Origin of the sequence: Brevundimonas sp. (assembly GCF_035935935.1) — a bacterium.
In the GTDB taxonomy this organism is placed as follows: Bacteria; Pseudomonadota; Alphaproteobacteria; order Caulobacterales; family Caulobacteraceae; genus Brevundimonas.
Genome location: NZ_DASYWO010000009.1, coordinates 197,593 through 212,748, shown reverse-complemented (window position 1 = coordinate 212,748; position 15,156 = coordinate 197,593). Strand labels below are relative to the sequence as shown.

17 protein-coding genes are annotated in these 15,156 nt (G+C 68.9%); 12 read left to right on the top strand and 5 right to left on the bottom strand.

Annotation, left to right across the window (positions count from 1 at the left end; genetic code table 11):
- The first annotated feature begins 26 nt into the window (after nt 1-26).
- The 12 genes from rpmF to VGR32_RS10200 all read left to right on the top strand — a co-directional run bounded on the left by rpmF (nt 27) and on the right by VGR32_RS10200 (nt 11,480).
- Nucleotides 27-209, top strand: a complete 183-nt coding sequence (gene rpmF / locus VGR32_RS10255) for a 50S ribosomal protein L32 (protein ID WP_125257185.1) — start codon at nt 27-29, stop codon at nt 207-209.
- A gap of 94 nt (nt 210-303) precedes the next feature.
- Nucleotides 304-933 (top strand): hypothetical protein, encoded by a 630-nt coding sequence (locus VGR32_RS10250; RefSeq protein WP_327450296.1) that lies wholly within the window; start codon nt 304-306, stop codon nt 931-933.
- A gap of 68 nt (nt 934-1,001) precedes the next feature.
- Nucleotides 1,002-2,279 carry a phosphopyruvate hydratase gene (eno, locus tag VGR32_RS10245; protein WP_327450294.1) on the top strand — a complete coding sequence of 426 codons (1,278 nt, stop codon included), beginning with the start codon at nt 1,002-1,004 and terminating at the stop codon, nt 2,277-2,279.
- A gap of 90 nt (nt 2,280-2,369) precedes the next feature.
- Nucleotides 2,370-2,702, top strand: a complete 333-nt coding sequence (locus VGR32_RS10240; protein ID WP_327450292.1) for an FtsB family cell division protein — start codon at nt 2,370-2,372, stop codon at nt 2,700-2,702.
- A gap of 113 nt (nt 2,703-2,815) precedes the next feature.
- Nucleotides 2,816-3,835 carry a pyruvate dehydrogenase (acetyl-transferring) E1 component subunit alpha gene (gene pdhA, locus VGR32_RS10235; protein WP_327450290.1) on the top strand — a complete coding sequence of 340 codons (1,020 nt, stop codon included), beginning with the start codon at nt 2,816-2,818 and terminating at the stop codon, nt 3,833-3,835.
- A gap of 3 nt (nt 3,836-3,838) precedes the next feature.
- Nucleotides 3,839-5,221 carry a pyruvate dehydrogenase complex E1 component subunit beta gene (locus VGR32_RS10230; protein WP_327450288.1) on the top strand — a complete coding sequence of 461 codons (1,383 nt, stop codon included), beginning with the start codon at nt 3,839-3,841 and terminating at the stop codon, nt 5,219-5,221.
- Nucleotides 5,218-5,535, top strand: coding sequence for a DUF5076 domain-containing protein (locus VGR32_RS10225; protein ID WP_327450286.1), 318 nt, complete (start codon nt 5,218-5,220; stop codon nt 5,533-5,535). Before VGR32_RS10230 ends, VGR32_RS10225 begins: the two co-directional genes overlap by 4 nt.
- Nucleotides 5,532-6,839 carry a pyruvate dehydrogenase complex dihydrolipoamide acetyltransferase gene (locus VGR32_RS10220; protein WP_327450284.1) on the top strand — a complete coding sequence of 436 codons (1,308 nt, stop codon included), beginning with the start codon at nt 5,532-5,534 and terminating at the stop codon, nt 6,837-6,839. The genes VGR32_RS10225 and VGR32_RS10220 overlap by 4 nt, the downstream gene beginning before the upstream one ends.
- A gap of 10 nt (nt 6,840-6,849) precedes the next feature.
- Nucleotides 6,850-8,253 (top strand): dihydrolipoyl dehydrogenase, encoded by a 1,404-nt coding sequence (gene lpdA / locus VGR32_RS10215; RefSeq protein WP_327450282.1) that lies wholly within the window; start codon nt 6,850-6,852, stop codon nt 8,251-8,253.
- A 13-nt stretch (nt 8,254-8,266) separates the two neighbouring features.
- Entirely contained in the window at nt 8,267-8,881 is a 615-nt protein-coding gene (locus VGR32_RS10210) for a DUF998 domain-containing protein (protein WP_327450280.1), read from the top strand.
- An 81-nt stretch (nt 8,882-8,962) separates the two neighbouring features.
- The gene (locus VGR32_RS10205; RefSeq protein ID WP_327450278.1) at nt 8,963-9,625 is read left to right on the top strand and encodes a DUF305 domain-containing protein; all 663 of its coding nucleotides are present in this window, start codon (nt 8,963-8,965) and stop codon (nt 9,623-9,625) included.
- Between the two features lie 16 nt (nt 9,626-9,641).
- On the top strand, nt 9,642-11,480 hold the full coding sequence (locus tag VGR32_RS10200) for a hypothetical protein (protein ID WP_327450277.1): 1,839 nt from the start codon (nt 9,642-9,644) through the stop codon (nt 11,478-11,480).
- A gap of 67 nt (nt 11,481-11,547) precedes the next feature.
- Here the strand turns inward: VGR32_RS10200 and VGR32_RS10195 are convergent, their stop codons facing one another.
- From VGR32_RS10195 to tmk, 5 genes are all read right to left on the bottom strand, one after another.
- Nucleotides 11,548-11,730, bottom strand: coding sequence for a DUF3606 domain-containing protein (locus tag VGR32_RS10195; protein ID WP_327450275.1), 183 nt, complete (start codon nt 11,728-11,730; stop codon nt 11,548-11,550).
- A 124-nt stretch (nt 11,731-11,854) separates the two neighbouring features.
- Nucleotides 11,855-12,658 carry an MBL fold metallo-hydrolase gene (locus tag VGR32_RS10190; RefSeq protein ID WP_327450273.1) on the bottom strand — a complete coding sequence of 268 codons (804 nt, stop codon included), beginning with the start codon at nt 12,656-12,658 and terminating at the stop codon, nt 11,855-11,857.
- Nucleotides 12,655-13,443: a TatD family hydrolase gene (locus VGR32_RS10185; protein WP_327450271.1), complete on the bottom strand. Its 789-nt coding sequence runs from the start codon at nt 13,441-13,443 to the stop codon at nt 12,655-12,657. Before VGR32_RS10185 ends, VGR32_RS10190 begins: the two co-directional genes overlap by 4 nt.
- Nucleotides 13,437-14,420 carry a DNA polymerase III subunit delta' gene (locus VGR32_RS10180; RefSeq protein WP_327450269.1) on the bottom strand — a complete coding sequence of 328 codons (984 nt, stop codon included), beginning with the start codon at nt 14,418-14,420 and terminating at the stop codon, nt 13,437-13,439. The genes VGR32_RS10185 and VGR32_RS10180 overlap by 7 nt, the downstream gene beginning before the upstream one ends.
- Complete coding sequence (tmk, locus tag VGR32_RS10175; RefSeq protein WP_327450267.1) at nt 14,417-15,043, bottom strand: dTMP kinase; 627 nt, start codon at nt 15,041-15,043, stop codon at nt 14,417-14,419. Before tmk ends, VGR32_RS10180 begins: the two co-directional genes overlap by 4 nt.
- Nucleotides 15,044-15,156: the final 113 nt, after the last annotated feature.

Here is a 15,156-nt window from a genome sequence, read left to right as displayed (position 1 = left end):
CGCCCAGCCTGAAGATCGAGACGGACATGGCCGTTCCCAAGCGCAAAGTATCGCCGTCGCGTCGCAACATGCGCCGCGCCCACGACGCCCTCGGCACCAACGCCTACGTCGAGGACAAGGACACCGGCGAGCTGAAGCGTCCGCACCACATCGACCTGAAGACCGGCACCTATCGCGGCCGGCAGGTGCTGACGCCCAAGGACGAATAGTCCCGGCGCAGAAAAGCTGAGCTTTTACGGCGCGCGGTGGCCCCGCGCGCCGTTTTCGTGCGTTGTGTCGGCTTCCATGCTTACGGAGCCCTTCATGCGCCTGACCCTGATCACCGTCGCCGCCTCCGCGCTCGCCCTTGCCGCGTGCGGCGCGCCGCCCGCCGAGGAACCCGCCGCGCCCGCCGGCCCGACCCAACCCGGGGCGCCGACGACCCCGAGCCCGACGACGCCCCCGGCGACGGGCGACGTCCTCACGGCCACCGGGCTGGGACCGCTGCGCGTCGGCATGACCCGCGCGGAAGTCGTGGCCGCGTGGGGCGACGACGCGAACCCCGGCGCCGTCGGCGGTGCCGACCCGGCCCAGTGCGACGAGTTCCGTCCCGCGCGGGCGCCGGAAGGCACGCTGGTGATGATCGAGAACGACCGGCTGACGCGCATCTCCCTGATCCGCGGCTCCACGCTGAAGAGCGACCGCGGCTTCGGGGTTGGCGACGAGGCGGCGGCGGTGAAGGCCGCCTATGGTCCGTCGGCCGTTGCCAGCCCGCACAAGTACAGCTCGGCCCCCGCGGAGTACGTGACGGTCTGGAGCCCCCCGACCTCCGGGACCGCCTACGTGCAGGATCCGAACGCCCGGGGTCTGGTGTACGAGATCGGCGCCGACGGCCGCGTGTCCGCAGTGCGCGGCGGGGGCCCGTCGATCCAGTACGTCGAAGGCTGTTCCTGACGCCGCCGGTGGCGCTCGCGAGGGGTCTGCGTTAAACGGCGCGGACCCCTCAGCCACCGGACGTTCCCATGACCGACATCGCCGACATCGTCGCCCGCCAGATCCTCGATTCCCGCGGCAATCCGACGGTTGAGGTCGACGTCATCCTGGACGACGGCAGCTTCGGCCGCGCCGCGGTGCCGTCCGGCGCGTCGACCGGCGCGCATGAGGCCGTCGAACTGCGGGACGGCGACAAGGACCTGTGGGGCGGCAAGGGCGTCCAGAAGGCGGTCGACGCGGTCAACGGCGAAATCTTCGACGCCCTGTCGGGAATGGACGCCGAGGACCAGCGGCGGATCGACGAGGCCCTGATCCAGTTGGACGGCACGGAGAACAAGGGCCGGCTGGGGGCCAATGCCATCCTGGGCGTGTCGCTGGCCTGCGCGAAGGCCAGCGCCATCTCGGCCGGTCTGCCGCTGCACCGCTACGTCGGCGGCATCTCGGCGCGCATCCTGCCCACGCCGATGATGAACATCATCAACGGCGGCGCCCACGCGGACAATCCGATCGACATCCAGGAGTTCATGATCCTGCCGACGGGCGCCGAGAGCTTCTCGGAGAGCCTGCGCATGGGCACGGAAATCTTCCATGCGCTGAAGAAGGCGCTGAAGGACGCGGGCCACAACACCAACGTCGGCGACGAGGGCGGCTTCGCGCCGAACCTGGGCTCGGCCAAGGAGGCCCTCGAGTTCATCACCAAGGCGGGGCAGGCGGCAGGGTATCTGGCCGGAGAAGACTTTCATCTGGGCCTGGACGTCGCGGCGACCGAGTTCTTCAAGGACGGCAAGTACGTCATGGCCGGCGAGGGCAAGACCTTCGACCACGAGGGCATGGTCGGCTACCTCGCCGACCTGTGCGAGCGCTTCCCGATCGTGTCGATCGAGGACGGCTGCGCCGAGGACGATTTCGACGGCTGGAAGGCGCTGACGGAACGTCTGGGCGACCGGGTGCAACTGGTCGGCGACGATCTGTTCGTCACCAACCCCGTGCGTCTGGCGGCCGGCATCGGCGAGGGGCTGGCCAACTCGATCCTCATCAAGGTCAACCAGATCGGGACGCTTTCAGAGACGCTGGATGCGGTCGATATGGCCCATCGCGCCGGCTACACGGCGGTTATGAGCCACCGGTCGGGCGAGACCGAGGATTCGACGATCGCCGACCTGGCCGTCGCCACGAACTGCGGGCAGATCAAGACCGGTTCGCTGGCGCGTTCGGACCGCACGGCCAAGTACAACCAGTTGCTGCGCATCGAGGAGATGCTGGGCGATCAGGGCCAGTACTACGGCGACGGCATGCTGCTGAGATAGGCTCCGCTCTTACGGCGAAGCTACGGTTCATTAGGCATTTTCGGTCATCCCTGAGCAGGGAATCCCCCGCGCTCAGAAGGAGCGTCCGACTTGCTGGACCGAATGAAGCCGTATCGCGTGACCGTCGCCCTGTTCCTGGCGGTCGTCTACCTGTCCATCCAGGCGTTGACGGGCCAGCTGGGCCTGCTGTCCGCGCACGCCCGGGCCGAGGCGCTGCAGGCCAGGGAGGCGGAGGCCCTGCGTCTTGAGCGCGAGCGGGCGGACCTCGAAATGCGGGTGCGCCATCTCGGCGACGACAACCTGTCGCGCGACCTGCTGGAAGAGCGGGCGAGGGCGCTTCTGGGCTACTCCGATCCCCGCGACGTGGTGGTCGAGGTGCAGGCTCCGGCGACGCCGCGGAACGAGCGGCGCGCCGCCGCCTGAACTGTTGTTACAGCGCGTGATCCCGGCTTTGCCTTTCCGGAACCAAGGCTGCTAAAGCCCCTTTCCGTTAAGTCAGAAGGCCCCGGCCCTGGGGTCCAGCCGGGAGATGGCGGATGGCGAAAGCCCCCTCCGAAAAGACTGCCCCCAAAAAGCTTCCGAACACGCCGACGGCGTCGAAGGAAGATCTTCTCCGCTTCTACCGCGAGATGCTGCTGATCCGACGCTTCGAGGAGCGGGCCGGGCAGCTGTACGGCATGGGTCTGATCGGCGGGTTCTGCCACCTGTACATCGGTCAGGAGGCCGTGGCCGTCGGCGTTCAGGAGAGCGTGAAGCAGGGCCACGACAAGATCATCACCGGCTATCGCGACCACGGCCACATGCTGTGCGCCGGCATGGACCCGAAAGAGGTCATGGCCGAGCTGACCGGCCGCATCGGTGGCTCGTCCAAGGGCAAGGGCGGGTCGATGCACATGTTCGACACGGCCACCGGCTTTTATGGCGGCCACGGCATCGTCGGCGCCCAGGTCGCGCTGGGCACAGGCCTGGCCTTCGCCGGCAAGTACCGCGGCGACGATTCGGTCAGCTTCATCTACTTCGGCGACGGCGCGGCCAATCAGGGGCAGGTCTACGAGAGCTTCAACATGGCGCAGCTGTGGAAGCTGCCGGCCATCTTCATCATCGAGAACAACCAGTACGCCATGGGCACCTCGATCGAGCGCGCCTCGGCGACGACCGAGCTGTACATGCGCGGCGCGAGTTTCGGCATCCCGGGCGAGCAGGTCGACGGCATGGACGTTCTGGCTGTGCGTGACGCCACTGCCCGGGCCGTGAAGCGCGCGCGCGAAGGCTGCGGTCCCTTCATCCTGGAAGTGAAGACCTACCGCTATCGCGGCCACTCCATGTCGGATCCGGCCAAGTATCGCACCAAGGAGGAGGTCGATGAGGTCAAGACGACCCGCGATCCGATCGAGCATGTGAAGAAGCTGCTGTCCGACGCGCGGGCGACCGATGAGGAGATCAAGGCCATCGACGCCGAGATCAAGGCGATCGTGGCCGAGGCCGTGCAGTTCGCCCAGGAAAGCCCGGAGCCGGACCCCTCCGAGCTCTACACCGACGTCTATGTGGAGGCCTGACCGTTGACCGACATCCTGATGCCGGCGCTGTCCCCCACGATGGAAGAGGGCACGCTCACCAAGTGGCATATCAAGGCGGGCGACACCGTGTCGGCCGGTCAGGTGATCGCCGAGATCGAGACCGACAAGGCGACCATGGAGGTCGAGGCCGTCGACGAGGGCGAGGTGCTGGAAATTCTCGTCGCTGAGGGGACCGAAGGCGTGAAAGTCAATGTGCCGATCGCCCGCCTGTCGGGCGACGACGCGGGGTCCGCTCCGAAGTCCGAAGCCGCCGCTGAAGCGCCGAAAGCGACCGCCGAGGGCAAGACCGGCGATCCGGAAAAGGCGCCGCCGACAGGGGGAGCGGCCGAGGAGCTGGTCAAGCCGAAGGTCGAGCTGAGAGACCCCGAAATCCCCGCCGACGCCAAGCTGGTCAAGACGACCATCCGCGACGCCCTTCGCGACGCCATGGCCGAGGAGATGCGCCGCGACGAGGCCGTCTTCCTGATGGGCGAGGAAGTGGCCCAGTATCAGGGGGCCTACAAGGTCAGCCGGGAGCTGCTGCAGGAGTTCGGCGAGCGCCGGGTCATCGACACCCCGATCACCGAATACGGCTTCGCCGGCGTCGGCGTGGGCGCGGCCATGAGCGGACTGAAGCCCATCGTCGAGTTCATGACCTTCAACTTCGCCATGCAGGCGATCGACCACATCATCAACTCGGCGGCCAAGACGCTCTACATGTCGGGCGGTCAGATCCGTTGTCCGATGGTGTTCCGCGGCCCCAACGGCGCCGCCAGCCGCGTGGCCGCCCAGCACAGCCAGGACTATTCGGCCTGGTACGCCAGCGTGCCCGGTCTGAAGGTCCTCGCGCCCTACGACGCGGCGGACGCCAAGGGGCTCCTCAAGGCCGCGATCCGCGATCCGAACCCCGTCGTCTTCCTCGAACACGAAATGATGTACGGGCTGGAGTTCGACGTGCCGGACGTCGAGGACTGGGTCGTGCCGATCGGCAAGGCCAAGGTCCGTCGCGAGGGGACCGACGTCACCATCACGGCGCACAGCCGCATGGTCGGCTTCGCCCTGCAGGCCGCCGAGAAGCTGGCGGAGGAGGGAATCAGCTGCGAGGTCGTCGACCTGCGCACCCTGCGCCCGCTGGACACCGACACGATCGTCGCGAGCGTGAAGAAGACCAGTCGGCTGGTCTCGGCGGAGGAAGGCTGGGGCCCGATGGGGGTCGGCGGCGAGGTCGTGGCGCGGGTCATCGAGCACGCCTTCGACTACCTCGACGCGCCGCCGCTGCGGGTGCACCAGGAGGACGTGCCGCTGCCCTACGCCGCCAACCTGGAAGCCCTGTCGTTGCCGGGCGTGGACAAGATCATCGCGGCCGTGAAGCAGGTGACGGCATGAGCGAACCCGTCGAGCACCAACTGAACGTGCCGGACACCGTCGCGGCCGACCCTGCTGCGATCGAAATCCTGCGCATGTGGTGGTCGAACCGCGAACCGGTCATGGCCATCAAGCCGGCCTTTTCGGACCCTGCCCAGTTCGGCCGGATGCTGGCCTATGCGGCGCGCCACATGGCCCACGGTTATGGCGTCCGGCACGGCATGAACGAGAAGCAGGCTTACAACCAGATCCTGAAGGGCATGTCGGAGGTCATCGCCGCCGACGACGTGCGCACCCTGGCCGAGCCTGACGCGGCGAAGGGGAGCGTGCAATGACCGACATCCTGATGCCCGCCCTGTCGCCCACCATGGAAGAGGGGGTGCTGGCCAAGTGGCACGTCAAGGTCGGCGACGTCGTCTCCGCCGGCCAGGTCATCGCCGAGATCGAGACCGACAAGGCGACCATGGAAGTCGAGGCCGTCGACGAGGGTGAGGTCACCGACATTCTGGTGGCCGAGGGGACCGAGGGCGTGAAGGTCAACACGCCGATCGCGCGGCTGAAGGACGAGGGCGGCACCGCCGCTCCGTCTCCGAAGCCGGCCACGAAACCCGCCGAGCCTGCGGAGGCGGAACCGGCTCCGGCCGGTCATGAGAGCGGCCAGGCGGTGGCGACGCCGGAGGGCGTCAAGGCCGCGGACGCGGCTCTGCCGGCCAAGCCCTCCGCCGGCAAGGCGGACGGCTCACGGCTCTTCGCCTCGCCGCTGGCCCGACGCATCGCGGCGCAGAACGGCGTCGACCTCGCGACGGTCAAGGGCACGGGGCCGCATGGGCGGATCGTCAGGCGCGACGTGGAGGGGCTCAAGGGCGGATCCGCGCCCGCCTCCGCCGTCGCGCCGGCCAAGGGCGAACCGCGTCAGGTCCTGTCGCTGGAACAACAGGGCATCCCGGCCGGCAGCTACGACCTGATCCCGCTGGACGGCATGCGCAAGGCGATCGCGCGACGCCTGACCGACAGCTTCCGCGACGTGCCGCACTTCCCGCTGACCATCGACTGCGAGATCGACGGCCTGCTGGCCTCCCGGGCGAGGGTCAACGCGATGCTTGAGAAGGACGGGATCAAGGTTTCGGTCAACGACTTCGTGCTCAAGGCGTCCGCCATGGCGCTGAAGGCGGTGCCGGAAGCGAACGCCTCCTACAGCCCCGAAGGCATCGCCATGCATCACCACGCCGACGTGGCGATGGCGGTGGCGATCGACGGTGGCCTGATCACGCCGATCATCCGCAAGTGCGAGACCAAGTCGCTGCGCGAAATCGCCAACGAGTCCAAGGACCTGGCCAGGCGCGCCCGCGACCGCAAGCTGAAGCCCGACGAGTTCCAGGGCGGCACCTTCAGCGTGTCCAACCTGGGCATGTTCGGCATCAAGCACTTCGCCTCGATCATCAACGAGCCGCAGGGCGCGATCATGAGCGTGGGGGCAGGGGAGCAGCGCCCAGTCGTCAAGGACGGGCAACTGGCCGTCGCCACCGTGATGACCGTGACCCTGACGTGCGACCATCGCGTTGTGGACGGCGCGGTCGGCGCCCGCTTCCTGCAGGTCTTCAAGGCGATGATCGAAGACCCCGTCACCATGCTGGCCTGAGGACGAGACCGTGGCTGAATTCGACCTGATCGTCATCGGCTCGGGCCCTGGCGGCTACGTGGCCGCCATCCGGGCCAGCCAGCTGGGACTGAAGACCGCGATCGTGGAGCGCGAGAACCTGGGCGGCATCTGTCTGAACTGGGGCTGCATCCCCACCAAGGCGCTGCTGAAGTCGGGCGAGAAGTACGAGAGCCTGTCGCACCTCAAGGACTACGGCCTGTCGGCCGACAAGGTGGGGTTCGACTTCGACGCCATCATCCAGCGCTCGCGGGGGGTGGCGAAACAGCTGAACGCCGGCGTCGGCTTCCTGATGAAGAAGAACAAGATCGAGGTCATCGAGGGCACGGCGAAGCTGGAGAAGGGCAAGGATGCGCCGAAGGTCGTGATCGCGCTCAAGGCCGGCGGGTCGCGCACGGTCGAGGCCAAGGCCGTCATGCTGGCCGTCGGCGCGCGGGCGAAGGCGATCCCGCAGATCGGGCTGGAGGCCGACGGCGACCGCATCTGGGCCTATCGCGAGGCCATGGCGCCGAAGTCGATGCCGAAGTCGATCGTGGTCATTGGGTCGGGCGCCATAGGGATTGAATTCGGCAGCTTCTACAGGGCTCTGGGCGCGGACGTCACGGTCGTGGAGGCCGTCGATCGGATCATGCCCGTCGAGGACGAGGAGGTCTCGAAAGCCGCCCAGAAGGCGTTCGAGAAGCGCGGCTTGAAGTTCCGCACCGGCTGCAAGGTCACCGCCGTCAAGAAGGGCGGGCAGGGGGTGCAGGTCGCCATCGAGGCCGGCGGAAAGGCCGAAACGCTGGAGGCCGAGGTCTGCATCTCGGCCGTGGGCATCACCGCCAACACCGACGGCATCGGACTGGAGGCGCTGGGCGTGAACATGGACCGGGGCCATGTCGTCATCGACGGCCACTGCCAGACGAACGTGAAGGGTCTCTACGCCATCGGCGACTGCGCCGGCGCGCCATGGCTGGCGCACAAGGCCTCGCACGAAGGCATCCACGCCGCCGAGCATATCGCCGGTTTCAAGACGCCGAGCGTCCATTCGCCCATCGCCGGCTGCACCTACGCCCAGCCGCAGGTCGCCTCGGTCGGCGTCACCGAGCAGCAGGCGAGGGCCGAAAAGCGGGACGTGAAGATCGGCCGCTTCCCCTTCAAGGTGAACGGCAAGGCCATCGCGTCGGGCGACACCGAGGGCTTCGTGAAGACCATCTTCGACGCCAGGACCGGGGCCCTGATCGGCGCCCACATGATCGGTGCCGAGGTCACCGAGATGATCCAGGGCTACGTCACCGCCATCACCATGGAGGCGACCGAAGAGGACGTCCACGGCATCGTCTATCCTCACCCGACCATGTCCGAGGCCATGCACGAGGCGGCGCTGGACGCCTTCGGCCGCGTCATCCACATCTGACGGCGGAAGGGGCATGGCGACGAAGGCGGGGCTCGTCCGGACGGCTTTATGGGCGGGGCCGGTTCTTCTGGCCATCTACTACGGCGCTCAGGTCGCGGGGGCCGCGGCCTGGCCCGGATACGATCCCGTCAGACAGGTCGCCAGCGAGTTGGGCGCGGCCCCATCGCCCGTCGCGGGGCCGTTCAACGCCGCCATCGTCGTGGTGGGTCTGCTGGCCCTGGTCAACGCCGCAGGCCATTTCGCGGCGCTGAGGCGCGACGGCGCCTGGCTGGCGTCGGCCGCCGCGGCGGCGATCGCCCTGTTCGGCGCGTCCACGATCGTGGCCGGCCTGTTCCCGTTGCCGGACCCGCGACACGCGGCCGGCGGTCCGCTGGTGGTCTTGTGCATGGCCTATCCCGTCGTGATGGCGATCGCGCTGCGCCAGGAACGATCGTGGCTTGTGATCTTCGGCCTCTGCGTGGTCGGCGTGGTCGCCGCGATCTGGGTCATGAGCGGCGCGGCCGGCGTCGACCGGGGCCGGTGGGCCGGCGCGATCCAGCGCCCCGTCGCTCTGGCCCTGCTGGGGCCGTTCGCCTTGGGCAGCCTGGCCTTGCTGCGCCTTCGCGCCCGCCGTCCCGACGGCACATGAACGAAACGACACGCTTTCTTGCTTGCCCGCCGGCTTCGGCGCGCCCTAGTGTCCGCCCAAGTCGCGTGGGGAGTTCGTGATTTGCCGCACCTGCTGGGCATCGCCATCGGGATCCTGTCGCTGGGCGCGCAGGATCCGACGACGCCCGTGCGGCAGGATCCGCCGACGTCTCCGCCCATCTTCCAGCCGGGCGCTCCGGGACAACCCACCCGCACGGTGACGGCCGAGCAGGCAGCGGAACTGGCACGGACCACCTACACCGACGCCGACGTCCGCTTCATGCAGCACATGATCGTGCACCACGCCCAGGCCGTGGAGATGGCCAGGCTGCTGGAGGTGCGCGGGCACTCTCCGCAGGTGAAGGCGCTGGGCCGCCGCATCGCGATCGGGCAGGCGTCCGAGATGGACCTCATGCGTGGCTGGCTTCAGGCCCGGGGTCAGCCCGTGGAGGCCCGTGACCTGCACGCGGGCCATGCCGCGTCGCCGTCGGAGACGGCTCTCATGCCGGGGATGCTGTCCCCGGCCCAGATGGCGCGACTGGCGGCGGCCGAGGGCGCCGAGTTCGACCGGCTTTTTCTGGAAGGCATGATCCAGCATCACCAGGGTGCGCTGGACATGGTCGAGGAGCTGCTGGCCCTGCCGGACTCGGCCGAGGACACCCTGCTGTCCGACTTCGCCACCTCGGTCGTCGCCGACCAGTCCTCTGAAATTCTGCGCATGCGCAGTCTTCTCGCTGAACTCTGATCAAGAAGGAGCGGCCATGTTCGTTCGCAAGACCCTGCTTTCCTCCGCGGCCGCCCTGGCGGTTCTGTCCGGCGCCGCGGCGGCCCAGGCCCAGGCCCAGCAGCCGTCCACCCCGGTCGTCGCCGTCGACGAGCGCACCCGTCTGTCGGACGGCATCCTGGACGCCGGTCGCGCCGAGAAGGGCATGCACCTGGAGCACGCCGTCGCGCCGCCGCCGGGCTTCTACGACCCCGCCATGATCTTCGCGCCGCCGACGACCCAGGAAGAGGGGCAGGCGCTGAACGCCCGCATCCAGGCCAGCCCCGACACCTTCAGCCCCCTGGCGCTGTCCAACACCGACATGGCCATGTCGAACGGCCGCCTGTTCGTCGGCAACTTCAACGGCTTCAACGCCTATGACGTGTCGTCGGGAGAGCCGAAGCTGATCCTGTCGGTCGTCTGTCCCGGCGGGCAAGGCGATCTGTCGGTCCACGGCAATCTGCTGTTCATGTCGGTGGAGGAGAACCGCGGCCGCGTCGACTGCGGCGCGAGCGGGGCAGGGGGCGCGGTGAACGCCGAACGCTTCCGCGGCGTGCGGATCTTCGACATCTCGGACCTGCAGAACCCGCGCCAGGTGGCGGCGGTGCAGACCTGCCGCGGCTCGCACACCCACACGCTCGTGCCGAGCTCGGATCCGAACGTGCTCTACGTCTACAACTCGGGCACGTCGGGCGTGCGTCGCGCCGAGGAGCTCTCGATCTGCTCGTCCGGCGAGCCGAGCCGCAACGCCGACACGGCGCTGTACTCCATCGATGTGATCAAGGTGCCGCTGGACCGTCCGCAGGACGCCGCCATCGTCAACCGTCCGCGCATCTTCGCCGACGAGAACGGCCGCATCGACGGGCTGTGGACCGGCGGTCGCATCGGCGTCACCAGCCAGGAGACGGCCCAGACCAACCAGTGCCACGACATCACCGTCTTCCCGGGCATCAACCGCGCCGCCGGCGCGTGCGCCGGCAACGGCATCTTCCTGGACATTTCGGACCCGGAAAATCCGAAGCGCATCTCCGACCTGTTCGATCCGGACATGGCCTACTGGCACTCCGCCACGTTCGACAACACGGGCGACAAGGTCATCTTCACCGACGAGTGGAGCGGCGGCATCGGCGCCCGGTGCCAGCTTGAGGACCCGGGCACCTGGGGCGCCAACCTGATCGCGACGGTGGGCGGCGACGGCAAGCTGCGCGGTCGCGCCTTCCACAAGCTGCCGTCGGCGCAGAACGCCACCGAGAACTGCGTCGCCCACAACGGCAACCTCATCCCGGTTCCGGGGCGCGACCTGATGGTCCAGGCCTGGTACCAGGGCGGCATCTCGGTGATGGACTTCTCCGACCCCGGCAAGCCGGTGGAGATCGCCTACTTCGATCGCGGTCCTCTGAACGGCGACCGCCTGATGGTCGGCGGCTCGTGGTCGGCCTACTGGCTCAACGGCCGCATCTATTCCAGCGAGATCGCGCGGGGCCTCGACGTCCTGCGGCTGGTTCCTTCCGACCAGCTGTCGGCGGCTGAGATCGCCGCGGCCGAAGCGGTGCGCATGGACGTGATCAACCCGCAGACCCAGACCCGGGTCGAGTGGGCCGACACCCCGGATGTGGCCATGTCCTATGTCGACCAGCTGACGCGCGCCGGCGCCGACGCGGCGCTGATGCGTGAGGCCGGGGCCGTGATCGACGGCTGGCGGCGGGGCTCGGCCGACGCCGCCACCGCCGACGCGGTGGCTGCGCGGCTGACCGAGGCCGCGGGCGCGCGCGGCGTTCCGGCGGTGGACGCCCGCCGCATGCGGGCCTTGGCCGGCGTGTTCGAGCGCATCGGCTGATCAGCCGATCCGGTTCACGAACGGCGGCGGGAAGGGGCAGGTCCTTCCCGCCGCTCTTCGTTTCGCCTCAGCGCTTCTTGCCCAGCTCGGCGGCGATGTCCTTCGTCAGCCGGCCGACCTTGCGGTGGGCCGCGGTGATCTGGTCCCGCGTCACGCCCCAGCGCTTCATCCAGTATTCGACGGCCTGACGCTCCGAAAGATCGAGACGGTCCTTGTCGATGAAGCCGCGCTTGTCCTTGAGGCCGGCCATGGATGCTCCTGTTCGTTGCGCCTTCGAGAGGATAGGCGGAGCCGGCCGGGGACGCGAGCCGCGCCGCCCGGGCGCTCATGCCGGATCATCGCCTAAGACATATTATGCGAAATTGAGTGCCGCTTCAGGCCGGCAGCACGGCCGACCAGCCGTCATGGGCGACCTCGACGTTCGCAGGCAGAAGCCCTTCCAGTGCTCTGTAATCCATGTCGATGTGCAGGTTCGTCAGCACGGCACGACCGATCCCGGCGCGCGCGATCCAGTCCAGCGTCCGGTCCAGGTGCGAATGGGTCGGATGCGGCGTGAATCGCAACGCGTCGACGATCCAGAGGTCGCTTCCCCTGACGGCCTCGAGCGCGGCCGCGTCGAGGACGTCGACGTCGCTGGAGTAACAGACCGGACCGCAGCGCACGCCCACGCTGCGTATCGGCCCGTGTCCCTGGTCGAACGTCACCACGGGAACGTCGCCGCCCCGGCCCCCGATGACCCATGCCACGCCGTGTGGCGGAAGCTCCCGCGCCTCGACGATCGCCGGATAGCCCTGCACGCTCTCGAAGATGTATCCGAAGCGCGTCGTCAGCGCGGCTCGCGTCGGCGCGTCCATCCATGCCGGAATGCGGCTTCGCGCCCGCATGGCGAAAACGCGCAGATCGTCGATGCCATGGGTCTGATCCGCGTGGTCATGCGTGTAGACGACCCCGTCGACGTGAGTGATCCCGACCGCCAGCGCCTGTTCCCGCAAGTCCGGCGAGGTGTCGATCAGCACGCTGGTCACGCCACGCGCGCCGCGCCGCCGTATGAGAGCCGAGCACCGCGTACGCCGGTTCCGCGCATCGGTCGGGTCGCAGACGCCCCAGTCGCCGTCTCCGCGGGGCACGCCGCCCGAGGATCCGCAGCCGAGGATCACGACTTCAAGCGTGTCGCTCATGCGCCGGCCGGTCGGGGAATGCGGCCGAACAGGGAGAAGAAGGCGTCCGTCGTGATCGTCTCCGCCTCTTCCCGCGACCAGCCGCGGATTTCGGCCAGCTTATCCAGGACATGACGGACGTAGGCCGGCTCGTTTCGGCGCCCCCGGTGCGGCACAGGCGCAAGGTACGGACAGTCCGTCTCGACGACGATGCGGTCGGACGGCATCGACCGGATCACGGCGCGGACATCGTCGGCGGCCTTGAAGGTGGCGATGCCGGAAACCGAAAACCAGGCGCCCATTTCTGCAGCCAGATCCGCGAGCTGGGCGCCCGACGTGTAGCAGTGCATCAGAAACCGGAACGGGCCGTCCGCCATCTCTTCCTGAAGGATCCGCCCCATCGCATCGTCCGCCTCGCGCGTGTGGATCACGAGCGGGAGACCACTGACGCGGGCGGCGCGGGCGTGCTCGCGGAACACCGTTTCCTGAATGGTCCTTGGGCTCAGGTCGTAGTGGAAGTCCAAGCCGCACTCCCCTATTCCGACGACCTTTTTCCGCTTGGCAAGCTCCACAAGGCGCTCTGCCGCCAGCCCCTCGTAATGCCGCGCTTCGTGCGGGTGAACGCCCACGGTGCACCAGACGTCGTCGTGCGCCATGGCCAGTCCATGGGTGGCGTCGAAGGTCGCCAGCCGGTCCGAAATCTCCACCATCAGCGAAACGCCGGCCGCGCGTGCGCGCGCGATGACGGCGTCGCGGTCCTCGTCGAACTGGGGTGCGTGCAGGTTGACGTGGCTGTCGATCAGCATGCGCGCGCCTTGATGCGTTCCAGATCGTTGAGCGCGGACGCCAGCACCTCCCCCCGGTCGAGGTTGAGCCCCGCTGCGCGGCCGGGCAGATCCGTCAGCCGCGTCCACAGGTCGGCCCAGTCAGACGCCCCATGCCCGCCCGCCAGAGCGCGGTCGCGCACCGCGGTCGCCAGGTGATGCATGATGTCCTCAAAGCGCGCGGCGCCCTCCTGCCCCCTCAGCGTGCCCTGAAGCGCCAGACGCTCGGAGCGGTCCAGTGGACCGGCGCCCTCGACCCACCTGCGCGCAAGTTCGCCCCCTGCCCGGGCCTCGTCGCCGACGGCCGCAAGCGCCGCGCCGGGCGAGCCTCCGGCCGAGGCCGCCACGGCTTGCGCCTCCCCTCGGTCCAGTCCGACGCCGTTGCGCAGAAGTTCGGCGATCGCCGTCTCCGTCCAGGGCTTGAACACCAGCCGTCGGCATCGCGAACGGATGGTCGGAAGAAGGCGGCCGGGCGCGTGGCACACGAGCAGGAGGACGCCGCTGGCCGGCGGTTCCTCCAGCGTCTTGAGGATGGCGTTGGCCGCGTTGGCGTTCAGATCGTCGGCGGCGTCGATGATGGCGACGCGCCGGCCCGCCTGCGCCGGACTTTTTGAGAAGAACTCGGGCAGTTCCCGGGCCTGATCGACCGAAATGTTCCGCTTCGTCCGGCCGCCCTCGACGACGCGCTCCAGCACCAGAAGGTCGGGATGCGACTGCGCCGAGATCAGCCGGCTGACGGGATCGTCCCGGCGCGCGCCCAGCGGACCGCGCGAGGGGTCGGGAGCCGCGCCGAGCAGCCGCCTCGCCGCGCGGTGGGCGAAGGTCGCCTTCCCCCGGCCTTCCGGCCCGCACAGCAGCCATGCGTGATGCAGCCGACCCCGATCGAGCGCATCGAGAAACGCGACCTCCGCCTCCACGTCGGGCGTCAGGTCGAACCGGTCGCGAGGATGTTTCGTCACAGGCCGGCGGCCTCCACCGCCGCCCACACGCGCGCGGCCACCGCGTCGACGTCGCCGTCGGCGTCGATCAGCCGGCACCGATCGGGGTGCTGCGCCGCGATGCCCCGAAAGGCTTCAGCCAACCGCGCGTGAAAGTCCGGGCCCTTGCCCTCGAACCGCGTCTCGGCCTCGCCCCTCGCCAGTGCCCTGGACAGACCGCGCTCGGACGCCAGGTCGAAGATCAACGTCAGGTCCGGCTGGTCCTTGCCCACGACGGCGACGTCCAGGGCCTCCACGAAGGCGCCGTCCACGCCGCCGGCGGCCCCCTGATACGCCCGCGTCGAGTCGCTGAACCTGTCGCAGATCACCCATCTCCCGGCTCCGAGGGCCGGGCGGATGACCGCATTCAGATGGTCGTCGCGGGCGGCGAACATCAGCAGGGTCTCGGTCATCGCCGACCAGTCCTCGGCCGCCCCTGACACCACCAGCGCCCGTATACGCTCTCCGCCGGGTGACCCGCCCGGCTCGCGCGTCAGAACGACGTCGTGCCCCCGGGCCCGCAGGCCGTCGGCCAGCAGACGGGCCTGGGTGGACTTGCCGGCCCCCTCCCCGCCCTCGAACGTGATGAACCGACCGCGCGACACCCGCCCTGTATGGCCGTCGCGTGCAGTGCGGCCAAGGGCTGCGGTGTCAGAAAGCCGGGCTTTCCCCAACGGTGTGCAGGCTCGGGCCCCAGCGTTCGATCGAGCACGTCGCT